The organism is [Clostridium] symbiosum ATCC 14940 (assembly GCF_000466485.1).
GTDB lineage: Bacteria > Bacillota > Clostridia > Lachnospirales > Lachnospiraceae > Otoolea > Otoolea symbiosa.
Genome location: NZ_KE993004.1, coordinates 1 through 16,293, shown reverse-complemented (window position 1 = coordinate 16,293; position 16,293 = coordinate 1). Strand labels below are relative to the sequence as shown.

Below are 16,293 nucleotides of genomic sequence, written 5' to 3'. Positions count from 1 at the left end.
ACCATTTGATCCGAAAGTAAATTGACGCTATCAATATTTGGAGCAGGCATTGTATTTTATTAAATCTTGTGATACACTGGATGTATATCAGGAATGGAGGTTGCGAAATATGGGAATTTGGATAAAAAAGCACTAACGGCAAGGTGTTGGTGTTTTACAAGCCTTGCTAATCAGGCAGCAGAAGAATGAAAAGCGATTAGGAGGCAAAGGATGTCATATTTTTATTATCAGACTAAAAAGATTTATTATACAGAATCAGGAAAGGGAAAACCCGTACTTTTCCTGCACGGCAATACGGCATCTTCCAGGATGTTTAAATTACTTTTGCCCTTATATGAGGACCGGTTTCATGTGATACTCATTGATTTTTTAGGACATGGAAAATCGGACCGAATTGAGGAATTTCCGGCAGAGCTTTGGATGGAGGAGGCCAGACAGACAATCGCACTTCTGGAGCATTTGAAGCTGGAAAAGGTCAATCTTGTGGGAACGAGCGGCGGTGCCTGGGTTGCCGTCAATACTGCTTTAGAGCGCCCCGAGCTGGTTGGCAGAGTGGTGGCGGACAGCTTTGACGGCAGAACATTGGCAGATGATTTTTCAAAGAATCTGATTCAGGAACGGACCGGCGCCAAAACGGATAACCTGGCGGTAGAATTTTATCAATGGTGTCAGGGAGAAGACTGGGAGCGTGTTGTGGATTTAGATACAAAAGCCCTGCTCCAATGTGCTGGAGAAAAGCTGCCGTTATTTTCAAAGCCGCTTCACAGTCTGCAGGTTCCGCTTCTGCTTATGGGAAGCGAAGGCGATGAGATGTCAAGGGCGGATTTTCAGGACGAATATCGTGCGATAGCCGGAGAAACGGGAGCTGAAATTTGTATATTTGCGGAAGGACGGCATCCGGCAATTCTTTCCAACGCAGAAGAAGCGGCGGAACGGATTAGTAAATTTCTGGAGTGACAAAATTAAAAAGCGAATATAGTGTATAAAATACAGGACACCAGATAGTCCGGGCTACTGGTGTCCTTATTGCTTTCATAGCGGGATTCCTCCTATTAAATTAACAGGAATTGTTTTAGTTAACAACAATTTTGACGGGGGAACACTTCCCGCTATTGCATTTGCTTTCAGAAACGCTGCAAGCGGCAACTCCCAATGTAATATCCATCAAAGCTTTTAATATAATTTTATCTCCTGCTTTTGAAATCGGTTTTTCCACTGAAATACGGCCGTCTGTGTTAATTTTCGTGTGCATAAATAAATTAACGGGTGTGATAATGGGACGTTGCTCTCCAAGCGCTCTGTTAATATTGTCAAAGCAATTTGGATGATCTTTGCCATTATGATAGAAGAAGTCATACATTTCCGGCCGGCAGCATGGATGGAGCAAATCATGCTCTCCTACATCGTCAAACATAACCTCCATCATGGGATGGTATAGATTTGTATAAATAATATCACCAACATTTATTTTCAGGGACTCGTTACAGTCAATCGTCACTCCTGCTGAAAGAAATTCATTCTCATTTCCGTCCGCTTCAGCGAAAAAATCCACTACTTGACCGCCTTCAATATCGATCACTGTGATGCTTTGGCCCTGCTTAACATCAATTTTCATTCCTGAACATGCCGAAATGATATACTCTTTACTCATATTTTTACTCTCCTCAAATTCATATTTAGATAATTATACAATATCTCAGGACAGAAATATAGCAGTGCATATTTATTCTTGAAAAGTATATGGCATCAAAAAGAGATAGGAGAAGGATGATATAAATGATCTAATTTAGCGAAAAATCTGAAATATTTCTTACAATGTTCTCTATAAATTCAGAATTATTAAGAAATTTTTTATTGGATATGAATGGCAAATCGTATATACTTTACTTGCAAGTAAATAAATGCTCTGCACGGCTTAAAGGGCCGGCGGGTATTAACCATGAAAAGGAGAAGAGAATATTGAGAAAATATCGTTTATATGCAGCAGGAATTTGTACGGTTTTGGCGCTTGGCATAGGCGGCTGCGCATCCAATGGGGCATCCGCTGCCACGGAAACCCGTCAGGAGAGCCAGGCGGCATCCAAAGAGGAGACAACAGAAGCTGACACTGCGGCGGAGTCAGCGGCGGATAACGTTGAGGATATGAACGGGCAGGATGCACTTCAGTCCCTCCGTATCTACGGGCCGGTAACAAAGCAGGAGGATGGCAGGCTGTCCATTGACAACCAGTCGGATATGAGTATCAGCGGAGAGATCATCCTCAATGTTTCGGAGGAGTATACTTACATCCTCGATGCTGTAACCGGACTTCCGCTTAAGGAAGAGGATATTAAGGATGGGGATACCATCTATGTATACATCGGGCCGGCCATGACCATGAGCCTCCCTCCAATGACAAATGCAGATGTGATTTTTGCCAACATACCCGCTGATGCGAAGGTACCGGACTATATAGAAGTGCAGTCCCTGGTTACGGATGCAGCCACTTCAAAGTCCGTCCTGACAGCGGCAGACGGCACAGAGTACACGGTGGAATCCGATTGCAACATATTTCCATATCTTACAAGGAACATTGTGACACTGGATGATCTGACACAGGGCAGAAAATGTGTCGTATGGTCGGATGAGGACAACGCGGCTCTGCAGATTATGGTTTTTGCAGAATAAAGTCCAGACAGTTTCCATGAGCTGAATCAAACTTAACCTTTCAGGCCCCTGGCCGTCGGAACGTATGCCGTATCCGATAGCCAGGGGTCTTATTTGACGGTGACCTGTGCGCGCAGCGTGCAGGTTATCGTTGTTTCAATAGAAGGATTTGTACAATTTTAAATATTTCTCTTGACAATCCGTCCGGATAACAGTATTATAAAGATACAACAACTGTATTTGAAAAAGTTACAGATAAAAACGAAGATAATTCAGGAAAGTTAAGGAAGGAGACAGGATTATGGCAGTACAGGAGATTAAAAATAATTTTGAAGAGACGGTATTAAAGGCAAAGGGGCCGGTTATTGTGGATTTCTGGGCGCCATGGTGCGGTTATTGCCGACGCCTTTCCCCGGCGATTGAACGCATGTCGGAAGAACATGGTGAGACGGTTAAGATGGTGAAGCTTGATATAGACGAGGAACCTGAACTTGCTGAGAAGTATGACATAGACACGATACCTTCCCTGCTTCTGTTCCGCGACGGCGAACTGGTCAGCTCTGTTGTCAACCCGGGTTCACAGGATGCAGTTGAAGACTGGCTCAGAGAAAACGGCGCCTTATAGGATTGTAAGGCAGGAATGGTACAAAGGAGGTACATGATGAAACAGACATCCTATGATGTTGCGGTTATCGGCGGCGGGCCGGGCGGCTATGCCGCAGCTCTCTACTGTGCGAGAAGCGGGTTTTCGGTGATTGTGCTGGAACAGCTTTCTCCGGGAGGACAGATGGCAACCACCGGACAGGTGGATAATTATCCCGGTTTTGAGGAGGGGATTGACGGCTTTGAACTGGGAGAGAAGATGCAGAAAGGAGCCGAACGTTTCGGTGCGGAGACTGCGTTTGTCAGCGTCAAATCGGCAGAACTGACCGGTGATATTAAAAAAATCACCACCTCAAAGGGAGAGATCGAGGCCAGAGCGGTGATACTTGCAACCGGAGCTTCTCCACGGGAATTGGGGCTGCAGAGGGAGAAAGAGCTGCGCGGACGGGGAGTCGCTTACTGTGCCACCTGCGACGGAATGAGATACCGCGACAAAACGGTAGTCGTTGTGGGAGGCGGCAACAGTGCGGCGGCGGACGCCCTCTATTTGGCTAAAATCTGCAAAAAGGTATATCTGGTTCACCGGCGCGACAGCCTGCGGGCCTCTAAAATCTATATGGACCCATTGATAGACAGCGGGATAGAATTTGTCTGGAACAGCCGGGTGACAGAGATACACGGCGATAAGAAAGTCACGGGCGTTACCGTGGCATCTTTAGACGGTCCGGCGAAGGAGATTTCCTGTGAGGCCGTATTCGTTGCAGTCGGCCGGATTCCTGATACGGAGCTGTTCCGGGGCCAGGTCGACCTCGATGGGACTGGTTACATCATAGCTGATGAGACGACGAAGACGAATCTCCCGGGCGTTTTTGCCGTTGGCGATGTCCGCACGAAACCGCTGCGTCAAATTGTTACGGCTGCCGCCGACGGTGCAGTCGCTTCACGGTTTATCGAAGAGTATTTTGCCTGATTCAGTGATGGAAGGTCTGAAATAGAGAACGCTTCCCACCGTTTTTGCCGGGAGCGAAAACGGCCGGCTCTCCCAATGAAGATATCGGCTTAGCGGCTGTGCATCCGGCTCTGATTATTTAACTTAGGTGGATTCTTATATAATTTAATTTTACCGGCATCATGGAGTACCGTCAAAACATAAGCGGTAATCGGGAAGAAAATCATTCCCAAAACTCCCAGGAGCCTGCCGCCGATTAAAACGGCAAGAAGTACCACAATAGGGTTAATACCAAGTTGTGATCCTAAAATTTTCGGGTCTAATATATTACGCATGATAGTAATTATGATGTAGAGTATAAGCAATCCACCGGCCAGAGCATAGTTTCCGCTTAACAGCTCAATAATTATCCAAGGTATCATAATGCCGCCGGTACCGAAAACAGGCAGTGCATCAAATATTGCAATTCCCAGAGCCATTCCAATGGGATTGCTTCCTTTTATGATACTAAGCCCTATTGCCAGTTCAATGAATGTAATGAACATCAGGATTAATGTTGCCTTGAGATATTTCACTACAGAGTTTTTTAATAAGGGTTTGATGTCTGCACCAAATGTACGAATTTTATCAGGCAGCTGGCATTTCAAGAAAGCAACGACTGTATCATACTGAACAGTGATAAAATACGAAAGTAATATGGTCATTAAAACAGACAAAATGCTGGAAGTAAACCCACTAATCACATTGCCTGCAAAGGTAAGTCCATATTGTGAAATTGCAGATACGATCTTTTCTATCCATGTCATTATACTCATTTGCAGCCCTGCCATATCCGGGCGGAATTCATTAGGAATAATGGAGAATATCTGCTCAATGGAGTTACCCAGAGAGCCAAGAGCGGGCACGATAGTATCTTTATAATAGTCGGGGAAACTTTGAAATAAATCTCCAAACAAATTTGTAACTTCTGCTATACCAAAGATAAGGATACAAAACAGCAGCAGATAAAATAGGAATAGTACGATTGTTGATAATCCTTTCTTTTTTAGTCCCAGTTTTCCGCTTAACAATCTGGTAATCGGCTGTAATATAGCGGAAAGAAAGAGAGCAATCCAAAAAGGCATAAGCAATCCCGCGGTTAAAATAGTCAGCAGCACAAGCATGGCAGCAATAAGAATGTAAGCGGTATTTATGACAAAGCATTTACGCTGTATAATTTTTTCTGGCATATCCGACCTCCTCGTTCGTTTTATTTGAACAAATATCATTGATGGAGCCGATTGTCCCAATTATTTGCAGTTAATCGGCTCCATATAGTGTGTTTGAGATTATTTACCTTATATGCACTTTATAAGTGCCTTTGGGAGCAACTCTTGGCATGGTTTCTTTCCTGCCCGACTTGCTTTCAGCAGCAACATAATATTCGATTGTATCGCCGGGGTTTCCCATCAGACTTCCGAGGAAAAGTTCTCTGTCATTTGTTGTTTCAAGCGGTTGGCAGTTCCATTCCGTTCCCCCTGCTTCCCGATAATATAATTTCAGACTTCCTTTAATCAATCCGGCTTTGCTGTAATCAACAATATTAACATGAATATCTAATACCTGATTAGCAGGTTCTTCCTCCTCCAATCTTCTGACAGCAATATAAAGCATATTTTCGTCCCATACCGCTCTTGTCCGGCAATGTGCTACATCTTCTGTACCCCAGCCAGTTCTTGTATACCCGGTTCGATTTGTAATGACTTCAGGGTTCTCATACGCTACAAAAGGGGTGGACATTTGGTATTCTGCACCAGCAAGATGGAAGTTCCTGCTTTCATCAAAAATCGGGTGCATTCCCCAATCTCTTACCCAGGGGGCATCAAACCCCTGGGGGCCTTGGCAGAATGTAACGTTGCGAATGTTTCCGCCCCATTCCGTCAAATATTTTTTTGCATTATTTTCTTCATCCTGGCCGGGGACACACAGATAGACATGGTAATTCTGTGTTAAATCTACTATATAAGCGTGTGGAAGAAATGCTGGCCAGGCAATCATAACTCCCTTAATCGGTTCCCATTCTGCGGCTAATCTTTTTTTCATTTAAATCATTTCTCCATCTTTTATGTTTAGTTATTTCAATTATGTTTAGTTATTTCAATTCATTCGGACCAATACAAACGGTGTCTTCCTGATTTTCAATTTATCCAAAAGTATCCGAAAGCTGTCTGCATCCAGTTCTTCATCCGCACATAACACTTCCATTATTAAATCATTATAATCCAGGTAATAACCTGTTTCATGATAGCCATTGCAAAGATAAAAGCTTTTACGTGCTTTACGCTGCTCAATGTTTTCCGCTTCATCATCTATAGCTTCCATATCTAAGACAATCTGATAACCGGCATATTGTTTTTTCATCAAGGCCAACGCTTTGCTGCCATAGCCCCTGGAGCGTTTGGAACTGTCAATCGCCAGGAAGAATACATAGGCAGTGGGTTTACGGACAGACAGTGCATAAAAGCCGACAAAGGTACTATCATCATAAACAGCAGTCACTTCAATTATCTGTCTGGAAATTAACTGCATCATTTCATCGATTTCCATGCGTTCCTCTGCTGGAAACGCTTCATTATTTAAACGTTCAAGAGCATTTATATCTTCAAAATCTGAAGTAACGGTTTTAATCATTAAATTCATATTTACACCTCAATTTAGTAATGATATTTTTTTTGCTTGCCAATTAAGAACAATGCGGTAACAATCGCTGCCATGAATTCCGCCCCAACAATCGAGAACCAAATACCGTCCAGCTGCCAAATCAATGGGAATATAAGCACAGATGCAACCTGGAATACCAGGATACGCATAAAAGCAATAAGGGCAGATACTACTCCGTCGTTTAACGCAGTGAAAAAGCTGGAACCCCAAACACCAAATCCGGAGAACAGGAATGAAAAAGAGTAAATCATAAAAGCTCTCTGCGTCATATCCATCAATCCCTGGTCGTAGCCGACAAAAAGCATTGCAATGGGTTTTGACAGCAGTTCCCCTGCCGCAAACATAGCAACAGCAAAGGCGATTATGATAAAGATGCTCTTTTTCCGCAAACTTGATAACTCGTTATGGTTTTTCGCACCATAATGATAACTGATAACTGGAGCTGTCCCTACGGAATATCCAATGAACACAGCTTGAAAGAGTAACGCAACATATAGCAAAACTCCATATGATGCAACGCCGTCTTCTCCGGCATATTTCAGTAATTGTGCATTATAAAGCATACTGACAACAGAGGTAGAAATATTGGTCATCAATTCAGAAGAACCGTTAGAAGCCGTTTTCAACAAAACCGATCCATCAAATTTCGTTTTAGTAAGTCGGAGCAGGCTGTCATTAGGACGGCTAAAATAAATTACAGGAACAATACCACCGATCAATTGGCCGATTGCAGTAGCGGCAGCTGCACCAACCAATCCCCATTTAAATACAACGATAAACAGGAAATCAAGTACCATATTAGTTACTCCTGCGGCAATTGCAATGTACAAACCAAGTTTCGGCTTTTCTGCCGTGGCAAACAGGCATTGAAATTCACATTGCAGGATATACGCCGGTATGGCAAGTAAAACCACCCGTCCATAGGTAACGCTGTCCTCTAACAGCCGGCCTTCTGCACCTAATGCAGACGCAATCCACCGCAGCGCTGCCATACCAAATACAGCTAAAAGCACACCGCATATGGAAGAGGCATAGATGAGTAAGGAAAACTGCTCACTGGCCTTATTCTGCCTGCCTTCGCCCATTGTTTTAGCAATCAATGCCCCTCCGCCTGTTCCAAACAGAAATCCCACACACCCTAATATCAAGAGAAAGGGCATAATAAAATTGATTGCGGTAAATGGTGTTTTACCTACAAAATTTGATACAAAGTAACCGTCGACCACACCATAGACAGAGCTGATAATCAGCATGACAATGGTGGGGTATGTAAATTGTAATAGTCTTTTATAATTAAAGTGATCAGAGAGCTGTATCATGGGTTTGTCCTCCTGAACCAGCTCTCGGCAAACGCTGCAACGGCTGATGTTAATTCCTTCAAATTCCAATCGGTGGCGTTGACTGTCAGGTGATAGGAGGTATGTACTCCCCAGCCTTTATGTGTAATAATTTCACGAACCTCAGCACGGTTTTTGTCAATGCTGCGAATTTTTCGTTCCAGTTCTTATCGGGACAAATTTTCGTTTTTTTCAGCCCGCTCCATACAACGGCGAATTTTTGACTCCATATCAGCACAGACAAAAACATTAAAGGGGTGATGCACCCTGAGCAATTCATCTGCATTTCGTCCAACGATAACACAATCCTTTCCGGCCTTTGCAATACTCTCGATTACTCTTGTCTGTTCCACTAATAAATCGGCTTTGACAGACCGTACTACAGTCACCGTTGTAAGGGAACGGCAAAAAGTCAGCGGTACATTCTGCCACCCGTGATGCTCCAATATATCAGACACGTAATCTTCGTCTAATCCTTTTTTACCTGCAATAGCGGTGATAATTTCTTTGTCATAATAATCAACGCCGAGCTGGCCGGCAAGTCGTTTTCCAATTTCTCTGCCGCCGCTTCCAAATTCCCGGCTGATTGTAATAATCCTCATTAAATAATTCCTCCATTTATGTTTTCACTTTATAAATAGAAAAGCCGATAATCGTATCTAATATACGGATTATCGGCTCTGCGTCTTTGCGTCTGGCTCTTTGCTTTCGGATATATTCATTTGTTCTGCATCTATAAGTGTTTCATGCCTGCATTTAGGACAAAACAGCGGAAAATTTTTTAATACTGTATCATCCCGTATTTTCAGCCGGGTTTTGCTTTTACAGAAAGGGCATAGAACCCATTGCTCTAAATTCATTTTTGCACCTCTTTGCTGCCTGCATTAAAATCGACTGCTTCATCTTGATAAACGGCATCCAGTTCAGCCCGCAGGAAACGCTGCTGTTTGTCGGAGAGTTCCAGGAACATTCGGCGTTCCTCCTCCGACATTTTTAATAATGCACTCAACTCAGCATGTACAAGAGGATTAACAAGGCGTTTACATATATCCAATCCCTGTTCCGTCAGTTTTACCGCCTTACTGTTTCTTGCCCCGGCAATCTGTTCAAGTCTTATATATCCCGTTTTTACAAGACCTGCGATTGCTGAGTTAACCGTCTGCTTCGGAAAATACCACATTTCGGCAAGCGCATTTTGAGTGTAGACCTCATCTGCCTCACTTAAGGTATACAATACCCAAAAGGATACGGAAGACAAACCGCAGCGAGTAGCGTAAGCTTGATATAACTGATCCTGCATTCTCCAAATGCGGTTTAATTCTAAGTTTTGTTCTTTGACCGTTTTTAACATAATGGTTCCTCCATAGTTTTAAAATCCGATTTCGGTTTTATTATGAATCCGATTTCGGATTTTGTCAAGACCCAATATGCAAATCATGCATGGCTGAATAATGTTGAGGGATTTGAGTTTTACATAAATAATTGAATTAGAAACAGCTTTTTTACGGGGAATGTCAAAGTCCGGGAAAACGCCGGAGAAAGAGAGGTGTGATATGGCAACCTGGAACCCAGGGCATGGCTGCAAGAAGATCAGTCCCGGCTGTGCGAACTGCTATGTTTATCGGTGCCGAATAAAATGAAATGATTTAATCCTTATATTTCCCATGCACCGGACATATCACAATATAGATAAGCATCAACGGTTTCAGAAGCGATATGATATCCGTTATAATAAATCCCTGAAATCTCAAAAAGACCGGCTCTGACCACATCAGGATAAAAAAACCAATGACGCAGATGCGAAAAAGCAGCTCCCATGCGTTTTGACCGTTGTCCAACTTCGGCCGGATTGTCCCATGCAGAGCCGAAGTTGCCCCGCGCTCTTTTGGCATTTTATAAAGTTTCACGCACAGTCCAATAAAGGCCAGCAGTTTTACGAGAAAAAACACCGCTCCCTCTTTGCGCCCATTCTCCCAAAACAGAAAAATCACATTTCCTGCAAAGCCGTAAAGCAGATATGGGACATAGAATAATAAAGCCCAAAGGATTCCCCGGCGGCGCAGGACAATCGGCTGGGAGCCGTCAGGCTTTTTTCGGTAAATCAGGCATTCTCCGATGTAATAGGCAAACAGAATACCAAAGGCAGCCGCATATCCTGCGCTCTTAAGTCCTACCGGCATTTCCCAGCTCTCAGCCATGTATCCGCGGAAAACTTGAGTTGAGCCCATGAAAATCCATTCCGCCAATACGATTAGTATGAATACGATCTGCAGTCCGGATATTTCCATCTGCTTGCCTCCTTTCTCCTCTTACCAAGTATATCATCCAAACGCCCCCTGAACCGTTACAGAACATCCTATGCGGCTCAGGGGAGCTTTGCGGTTATCTCAGTTTCAGACCGTCCTTAAAGGCATTGCCGGCTTTCGCGCCAAGCTTTAAATACGTGTGATTGACAGGATCGAATGTGATGGGATCCAGCTTGCCGGGGTCGATTTTCCCGTTTTCTCCAAGTATGCGTTCGTCCGCACTGACGTTGACAATTTCGCCCGTCAGACGGCAGGATTCAGCGTCATAATGGACCAGGGTACACTCTAACGCCATCGGAAGCTTGTCAATGAGCGGTGCATCCACAAATTCAGCCTTTGTAGTATGGAAACCGGCCTTTGCCAGTTTATCCGGGACATCATTGGCTGAGACAATGCCCACATAGTCACATTCCGTCACATGGGCGGCATCTGCCATGCTGACGGTAAAAGCACCGCGTGCCAGAATGTTCTTTACGGTTTTGTGTTCTGCACTCAGACACATGGAAATTTGCGTGTCATCGCTGATACCGCCCCATGCGGCATTCATTGCATCGGCAGTTCCATTTTCATTATACGTCGCAATGATCAGCACCGGCTGCGGATAAGTATACGGTTTAGCTCCAAAATTTTTCCTCAAGATTAACGCCTCCTTACTATTTCTTGGCAACATCTTTTATCGTTGGATGCAGCATATTATATAACTTCTAATTGTCATGATGTTGGGGTCAAAAGGTCTTTTGCCCCCTTTGAAACCGGATTGCTCCGCACTGCGTGCTCTCACAATCCTCAAAAACATTCGCAATCCGCTCATTTTTCTGCGAAAAATGGCTTCTTACTCATGTTTTTGGCGGGTCCCAAGATTAAAAATCTTCATGCAAGCAAGCTTGCATCAGATTTCCAACCTTTTGACCCTGGTATCATGTCATATTTTGGTTATGAAATATATTGATTATACAGGATTTTGCCCTAAAAGTAAAGGAAGCCGGAGCAGCAAAACATTTGGGAATATGACAGGGATATCCGGGAATTTCATTCCGGTTCCGTACTCCCGCTCTCTGCGCTTGGAGCGGTGATTGTGGCGGATGCCGGCAGAAATTGCTTGAAAATTGATTTGTGATCGATTATAATAACTAAATCAACTAAATAAAATCTTCAGGGCAGGGTGAGATTCCCTACCGGTGGTATAGCCCACGAGCCGCAAGGCATGATTCGGTGTAACTCCGAAGCCGACAGTACAGTCTGGATGAAAGAAGATAATGGAAGCAGGATGTTATTATTCTGTGTATTAGAAATTTGCTCTGGGATGTTTTCAGCATTCCGGAGCTTTATTTTTTATTTAACAGGAGAGTTTCCCTGTTAAATAAAAAATGCTCCGCGCAGGTACATAATGCGGCGGCAAGGAATTATGCCGCTGTAGCGATCCTCCGCAAACGGAGAATATTCTATTTCTGTTCCACGCTGTCATGCCCTGAGCTTTTGCTCAGGGCTTTTTAATTTAACAGGAAAGTTCTCCTGTTAAATTAAAACCGCTCCGCGGAGGAGCGCAGCTCTAAAGAGGGCTTGTTCACTAAGCTCGTTACACTCGCTAAGTGAGCCAATGCCTGCGGCATAAGGGAATCATGTCGCCGAAGCGACCCGCCGCAGGCGGAGAATCCCGTGAGCGGGTTTCATTCTTGATTGGAGGTAAATTTTATGTTAAACGATGAGAAATATATGCGTATGGCGCTGAGTCTGGCCAGGAAAGGCTGCGGCCTGGCGGCGCCGAATCCGATGGTGGGAGCGGTGATTGTTAAGGAAGGGCGCGTGATCGGCAGGGGATATCATCAGAAATACGGAGGCCCCCATGCGGAACAAAACGCACTTTCTTCCTGTACGGAGCCGCCGAAGGGGGCAGTGATGTATGTGACTTTGGAGCCGTGCTGCCATTCAGGGAAACAGCCGCCCTGCGTGAAGGCCATTTTGAAGGCTGGAATCAGCCGTGTGGTGGTCGGTTCAGCCGATCCAAACCCTCTTGTCGGAGGGAAGGGGATCCGTATCCTGCGGGAACACGGTGTCAGCGTGACCGAGGATATCCTCCGGGAGGAATGCGCCAAATTAAATGAAGTGTTCTTTCATTACATCAGGACAGAGCATCCCTTTGTAGTTATGAAATATGCCATGACGATGGACGGAAAAATTGCAGCCGTCACCGGGGAATCTAAATGGATTACGGGAGAAGCGGCCAGGCATCATGTGCAGAAACTGCGTCACCGCTACACCGCCATTATGGCAGGTGTGGGAACCGTAATATCGGATGATCCGCTGCTGACCTGCCGTGGTGTGAGAGGCGGGAAAAATCCCGTCCGGATTATCTGTGATACCAGACTTCGGACGCCTCCTGCCGCCCGGGTGGTTGCGACGGCCGGGCAGGCGCCGACTGTAATAGCGACCTGCTGTGACGATCCGGAAAGGCATATGGTTTATCAGAAAGCAGGATGTTCTGTTCTGACCGTGAGGGAGAAAAACGGCCATGTGGATTTGCGTGAATTAATGCGGAAACTGGGAAAACAGGGAATTGACAGTATCCTGCTGGAGGGCGGAGGCACATTAAACTGGGCGGCTCTTGAGAGCGGGATTGTACAGAAGACAGAAGCATATATCGCTCCCAAACTGCTTGGAGGCGAGACTTCCAAAACCCCGGTGGAGGGCGCCGGTTTTTTGTCCCCGGGTGACGGCATTGTCCTGAAAAACAGCAGGATAATCCGCCTGGGGGAAGATTTTCTGATAGAGAGTGAGGTGGACGGCAGTGTTTACGGGAATTGTTGAGGAAATGGGAATTGTGAGAGGAATTGTGAGGGGACGGTATTCTGCTGCGCTGGATATTCAGGCCCGTACGGTTCTGGAAGGTACGAAGACGGGTGACAGCATAGCGGTAAACGGAATCTGCCTGACTGTGACCTCTCTTCCTGCAGGAGGTTTTACGGCCGATGTTATGCATGAGACGCTGGATCGTTCCGCCCTCCTGGGGCTGAGACGGGGGATGCATGTAAATCTGGAGCGGGCCATGCCGGCAGCAGGACGATACGGAGGGCATATTGTAGCCGGTCATGCGGACGGCGTGGGAACCATAATCAGGATCAGGCGCGACGATACGGCGGTCTGGTATACGGTGCGGGCAGAACCGGCGATCCTGCGTTACATCGTGGAGAAAGGTTCCGTTACAATAGACGGCATCAGCCTGACGGTTGCACAGACAGATACGGTTTCTTTTTCCGTTTCCGTAATCCCTCATACGCTGCGTGTCACCGTTTTAGGGGAACGCCGCGTGGGGGACAGTGTCAATCTGGAAACAGATATCATTGCAAAATATCTGGAAAAGCTGGTACATCCAGCCGCAGGATACACTCAGAAAGCGCAGCCGCAGCAGAGTACTGTTACGGCGGAATATTTGTCACGTCACGGTTTCTAGAACAGTTTAAGGAGGCAAAGAGAATGTTTGAATTTGATACGGTAGAAGAAGCTCTCGAAGAGCTTAAGAATGGAAAAATAATATTGGTGACGGATGATCCGGAACGCGAAAATGAGGGGGACTTTATCTGTGCTGCGGAATTTGCCACCACAGCCAATATTAATTTTATGGCGACCCATGGCAGGGGCCTGATCTGTATGCCAATGTCGGAGGCCTATGTCCGAAAGCTGAAAATCCCACAAATGGCTGAACAGAATACCGACAATCACGAGACGGCATTTACGGTATCCATTGATCATGTCACTACAACAACAGGGATTTCCGCTGCCGAGCGTTCCGTTACGGCAATGAAATGTGTGGAGGATGATGCAAAACCGGAGGATTTCCGCAGGCCGGGCCATATGTTTCCCCTTCTGGCAAGGACGAACGGCGTTCTTGAAAGAAACGGGCACACAGAGGCAGTTGTGGATCTGTGCCGGCTGGCCGGCCTGAAGGAATGCGGCCTTTGCTGTGAGATTATGGGGGAGGACGGAACCATGATGCGCACTCCCGGGCTTTGGGAACTGGCGAAGAGATGGGAAATGAAATTTATAACTATCCGGGATTTGCAGCATTACCGTAAATGCCGTGAAAAACTGGTCGATCGCATGACCGCCGCCGTGATGCCGACAAAGTACGGAGCGTTTACGGCATACGGATATGTGAACCGTTTGAACGGGGAACACCATGTGGCGCTGGTCAAGGGGGAAATCGGGGATGGCAGGGACGTGCTGTGCCGGGTGCACTCCGAATGCCTGACAGGTGATACCTTCGGCTCTCTGCGCTGTGACTGCGGTGAACAGCTTGCCGCCGCCATGACGCGGATTGAGAAGGAGGGAAGGGGGATACTCCTGTACATGCGTCAGGAAGGACGAGGCATCGGGCTAATCAATAAGCTGAAAGCTTATGAGCTGCAGGAACAGGGAATGGACACTCTGGAGGCCAATCTGGCGCTGGGTTTTCCGGGAGACCAGAGGGAATATTATATCGGAGCACAGATACTCCGTGATTTAGGAGTAAAAAGCATGCGTCTTTTGACAAATAATCCTGATAAAGTATATCAGCTTTCGGAGTTTGGGCTGGAGATAACAAAACGGGTGCCGATTCAAATGGATGCTACGGCCCATGATTTATTTTATCTCAAAACAAAACAGCAGCGTATGGGCCATATTTTAAAATACTGAGACACAACAAAGAGGAGAGAAGAACGATGAAAACAATAGAAGGTAAATTGATAGCACAGGGCGTCAAGGTCGGCATAGTTGCCGCCCGATTCAATGAATTTATTACATCCAGGCTGCTTAGCGGCGCTATGGACGGTCTGTCGCGCCACGGCGTAAAAGAAGATGAGGTTGACCTGGCGTGGGTTCCGGGAGCTTTTGAAATACCGCTGGCCGCGTCAAAAATGGCAAAGAGCGGAAAATATGATGCAGTACTCTGCCTCGGCGCAGTTATCCGGGGGAGTACGGGACACTATGACTACGTGTGCAGCGAGGTGTCAAAAGGAATCGCCTCCGTTTCGCTTCAGAGCGGCGTTCCTGTCATGTTCGGCGTACTCACCACGGAAAATATAGAACAGGCGATAGAGCGTGCAGGGACAAAGGCAGGGAATAAGGGATTTGACTGTGCGGTGAGCGCCATCGAGATGGTGAACCTGCTCCGTGCGATGGACTGACATTTTATGGTCAACCGCCCCGCATTGGGACATAACTGCTCACAGTCCGGTCCTCCAGATGATAAAAAGTTACCTTGACAATACCGGAAATACTGTTATAATATGTAAAATGAAAATCAGTTTCAAATTGGGAGGCTGAATATGTCTGAAAGAGGCAGATACAGGACAAAACAACAGGAAATCATTTTAAATTGCTTAAAAAAGCAGGAATCCCGTTTTCTTACGGTAGAGCAGTTCATGGACCGTCTTCGGGAGGAGGGCGTGCATGTGGGGCAGACAACCATATACAGGGGCCTGGAGCGTCTGGCCGAGGATGGGGAAGTGATGAAGCTCCCGTCCGAAGACGGCTCCAGGATACGGTATTGTTATGCCGATAAGGAGGAGCTTGGGAAGCCGGGGAAGCTGGTCTGCCTGCGGTGCGGCCGCTTCATCCCCCTGGAATGTTCCAGGCTGGATGATTTATTCAGGCATATCTGTGAAGAACATGGATTTGAGCTGGATAAACGCCATATGGTTCTGTATGGTTACTGCGGATGCCGCAAAGATGAATAAAGATAGAAAGCCTGCTAATAAAAAGTCAAGCACTTTTT

The 16,293-nt window shown here is 45.9% G+C and carries 19 protein-coding genes, 1 pseudogene and 1 riboswitch; of the genes and pseudogenes, 10 read left to right on the top strand and 10 right to left on the bottom strand.

What is annotated here, in order from left to right:
• The first annotated feature begins 210 nt into the window (after positions 1-210).
• A complete protein-coding gene (locus CLOSYM_RS18475) occupies positions 211-957 on the top strand; it encodes an alpha/beta fold hydrolase (RefSeq protein WP_021643307.1) in 747 nt (248 codons plus the stop codon).
• Between the two features lie 115 nt (positions 958-1,072).
• Here CLOSYM_RS18475 and CLOSYM_RS18470 read toward each other — a convergent pair whose 3' ends face one another.
• On the bottom strand, positions 1,073-1,651 hold the full coding sequence (locus CLOSYM_RS18470) for a DUF1989 domain-containing protein (RefSeq protein WP_003499389.1): 579 nt from the start codon (positions 1,649-1,651) through the stop codon (positions 1,073-1,075).
• A gap of 308 nt (positions 1,652-1,959) precedes the next feature.
• On the opposite strand from CLOSYM_RS18470, the gene CLOSYM_RS18465 reads away from it, so the two are divergent.
• From CLOSYM_RS18465 to trxB, 3 genes are all read left to right on the top strand, one after another.
• The gene (locus CLOSYM_RS18465; protein WP_044902842.1) at positions 1,960-2,667 is read left to right on the top strand and encodes a hypothetical protein; all 708 of its coding nucleotides are present in this window, start codon (positions 1,960-1,962) and stop codon (positions 2,665-2,667) included.
• 280 nt (positions 2,668-2,947) lie between these two features.
• Entirely contained in the window at positions 2,948-3,271 is a 324-nt protein-coding gene (gene trxA, locus CLOSYM_RS18460) for a thioredoxin (RefSeq protein WP_003499383.1), read from the top strand.
• A 36-nt stretch (positions 3,272-3,307) separates the two neighbouring features.
• The gene (gene trxB / locus CLOSYM_RS18455; protein ID WP_044902840.1) at positions 3,308-4,219 is read left to right on the top strand and encodes a thioredoxin-disulfide reductase; all 912 of its coding nucleotides are present in this window, start codon (positions 3,308-3,310) and stop codon (positions 4,217-4,219) included.
• An 89-nt stretch (positions 4,220-4,308) separates the two neighbouring features.
• On the opposite strand, the gene ytvI is transcribed toward trxB, so the two are convergent.
• The 7 genes from ytvI to CLOSYM_RS18420 form a co-directional block, all read right to left on the bottom strand.
• Positions 4,309-5,427 (bottom strand): sporulation integral membrane protein YtvI, encoded by a 1,119-nt coding sequence (gene ytvI / locus CLOSYM_RS18450; protein ID WP_044902838.1) that lies wholly within the window; start codon positions 5,425-5,427, stop codon positions 4,309-4,311.
• Between the two features lie 103 nt (positions 5,428-5,530).
• A complete protein-coding gene (locus CLOSYM_RS18445) occupies positions 5,531-6,280 on the bottom strand; it encodes an amidinotransferase domain-containing protein (RefSeq protein WP_021643304.1) in 750 nt (249 codons plus the stop codon).
• A gap of 54 nt (positions 6,281-6,334) precedes the next feature.
• The gene (locus tag CLOSYM_RS18440) at positions 6,335-6,877 is read right to left on the bottom strand and encodes a GNAT family N-acetyltransferase (RefSeq protein ID WP_021643303.1); all 543 of its coding nucleotides are present in this window, start codon (positions 6,875-6,877) and stop codon (positions 6,335-6,337) included.
• Positions 6,878-6,891: 14 nt separating this feature from the next.
• Positions 6,892-8,217, bottom strand: a complete 1,326-nt coding sequence (locus tag CLOSYM_RS18435; protein WP_003508949.1) for an MATE family efflux transporter — start codon at positions 8,215-8,217, stop codon at positions 6,892-6,894.
• A 185-nt stretch (positions 8,218-8,402) separates the two neighbouring features.
• Positions 8,403-8,837: a cytidylate kinase-like family protein gene (locus CLOSYM_RS18430; protein WP_021643302.1), complete on the bottom strand. Its 435-nt coding sequence runs from the start codon at positions 8,835-8,837 to the stop codon at positions 8,403-8,405.
• A gap of 69 nt (positions 8,838-8,906) precedes the next feature.
• Complete coding sequence (locus CLOSYM_RS18425; RefSeq protein ID WP_009295910.1) at positions 8,907-9,095, bottom strand: cysteine-rich KTR domain-containing protein; 189 nt, start codon at positions 9,093-9,095, stop codon at positions 8,907-8,909.
• Positions 9,092-9,586 (bottom strand): MarR family winged helix-turn-helix transcriptional regulator, encoded by a 495-nt coding sequence (locus CLOSYM_RS18420; RefSeq protein WP_021643301.1) that lies wholly within the window; start codon positions 9,584-9,586, stop codon positions 9,092-9,094. Before CLOSYM_RS18420 ends, CLOSYM_RS18425 begins: the two co-directional genes overlap by 4 nt.
• A 202-nt stretch (positions 9,587-9,788) precedes the next feature.
• Here CLOSYM_RS18420 and CLOSYM_RS24140 point away from each other — a divergent pair.
• A pseudogene (locus CLOSYM_RS24140) lies at positions 9,789-9,860 on the top strand (DUF5131 family protein); the annotation flags it as partial.
• A 21-nt stretch (positions 9,861-9,881) separates the two neighbouring features.
• Here CLOSYM_RS24140 and CLOSYM_RS18415 read toward each other — a convergent pair.
• Positions 9,882-10,523, bottom strand: a complete 642-nt coding sequence (locus tag CLOSYM_RS18415; protein WP_021643299.1) for a hypothetical protein — start codon at positions 10,521-10,523, stop codon at positions 9,882-9,884.
• Between the two features lie 94 nt (positions 10,524-10,617).
• On the bottom strand, positions 10,618-11,178 hold the full coding sequence (locus CLOSYM_RS18410) for a flavin reductase family protein (RefSeq protein ID WP_044902836.1): 561 nt from the start codon (positions 11,176-11,178) through the stop codon (positions 10,618-10,620).
• A 507-nt stretch (positions 11,179-11,685) separates the two neighbouring features.
• Positions 11,686-11,800: riboswitch (FMN riboswitch) on the top strand.
• Between the two features lie 433 nt (positions 11,801-12,233).
• On the opposite strand from CLOSYM_RS18410, the gene ribD reads away from it, so the two are divergent.
• The 5 genes from ribD (at position 12,234) to CLOSYM_RS18380 (ending at position 16,255) form a co-directional block, all read left to right on the top strand.
• On the top strand, positions 12,234-13,346 hold the full coding sequence (gene ribD / locus CLOSYM_RS18400; protein ID WP_021643295.1) for a bifunctional diaminohydroxyphosphoribosylaminopyrimidine deaminase/5-amino-6-(5-phosphoribosylamino)uracil reductase RibD: 1,113 nt from the start codon (positions 12,234-12,236) through the stop codon (positions 13,344-13,346).
• Entirely contained in the window at positions 13,327-13,989 is a 663-nt protein-coding gene (locus CLOSYM_RS18395; protein ID WP_021643294.1) for a riboflavin synthase, read from the top strand. The genes ribD and CLOSYM_RS18395 overlap by 20 nt, the downstream gene beginning before the upstream one ends.
• Positions 13,990-14,012: 23 nt before the next feature.
• Positions 14,013-15,212: a bifunctional 3,4-dihydroxy-2-butanone-4-phosphate synthase/GTP cyclohydrolase II gene (locus tag CLOSYM_RS18390; protein WP_003499353.1), complete on the top strand. Its 1,200-nt coding sequence runs from the start codon at positions 14,013-14,015 to the stop codon at positions 15,210-15,212.
• Between the two features lie 26 nt (positions 15,213-15,238).
• On the top strand, positions 15,239-15,703 hold the full coding sequence (gene ribH / locus CLOSYM_RS18385; RefSeq protein WP_003499352.1) for a 6,7-dimethyl-8-ribityllumazine synthase: 465 nt from the start codon (positions 15,239-15,241) through the stop codon (positions 15,701-15,703).
• Positions 15,704-15,844: 141 nt separating this feature from the next.
• Entirely contained in the window at positions 15,845-16,255 is a 411-nt protein-coding gene (locus CLOSYM_RS18380) for a Fur family transcriptional regulator (RefSeq protein ID WP_003499350.1), read from the top strand.
• Positions 16,256-16,293 lie beyond the last annotated feature (38 nt).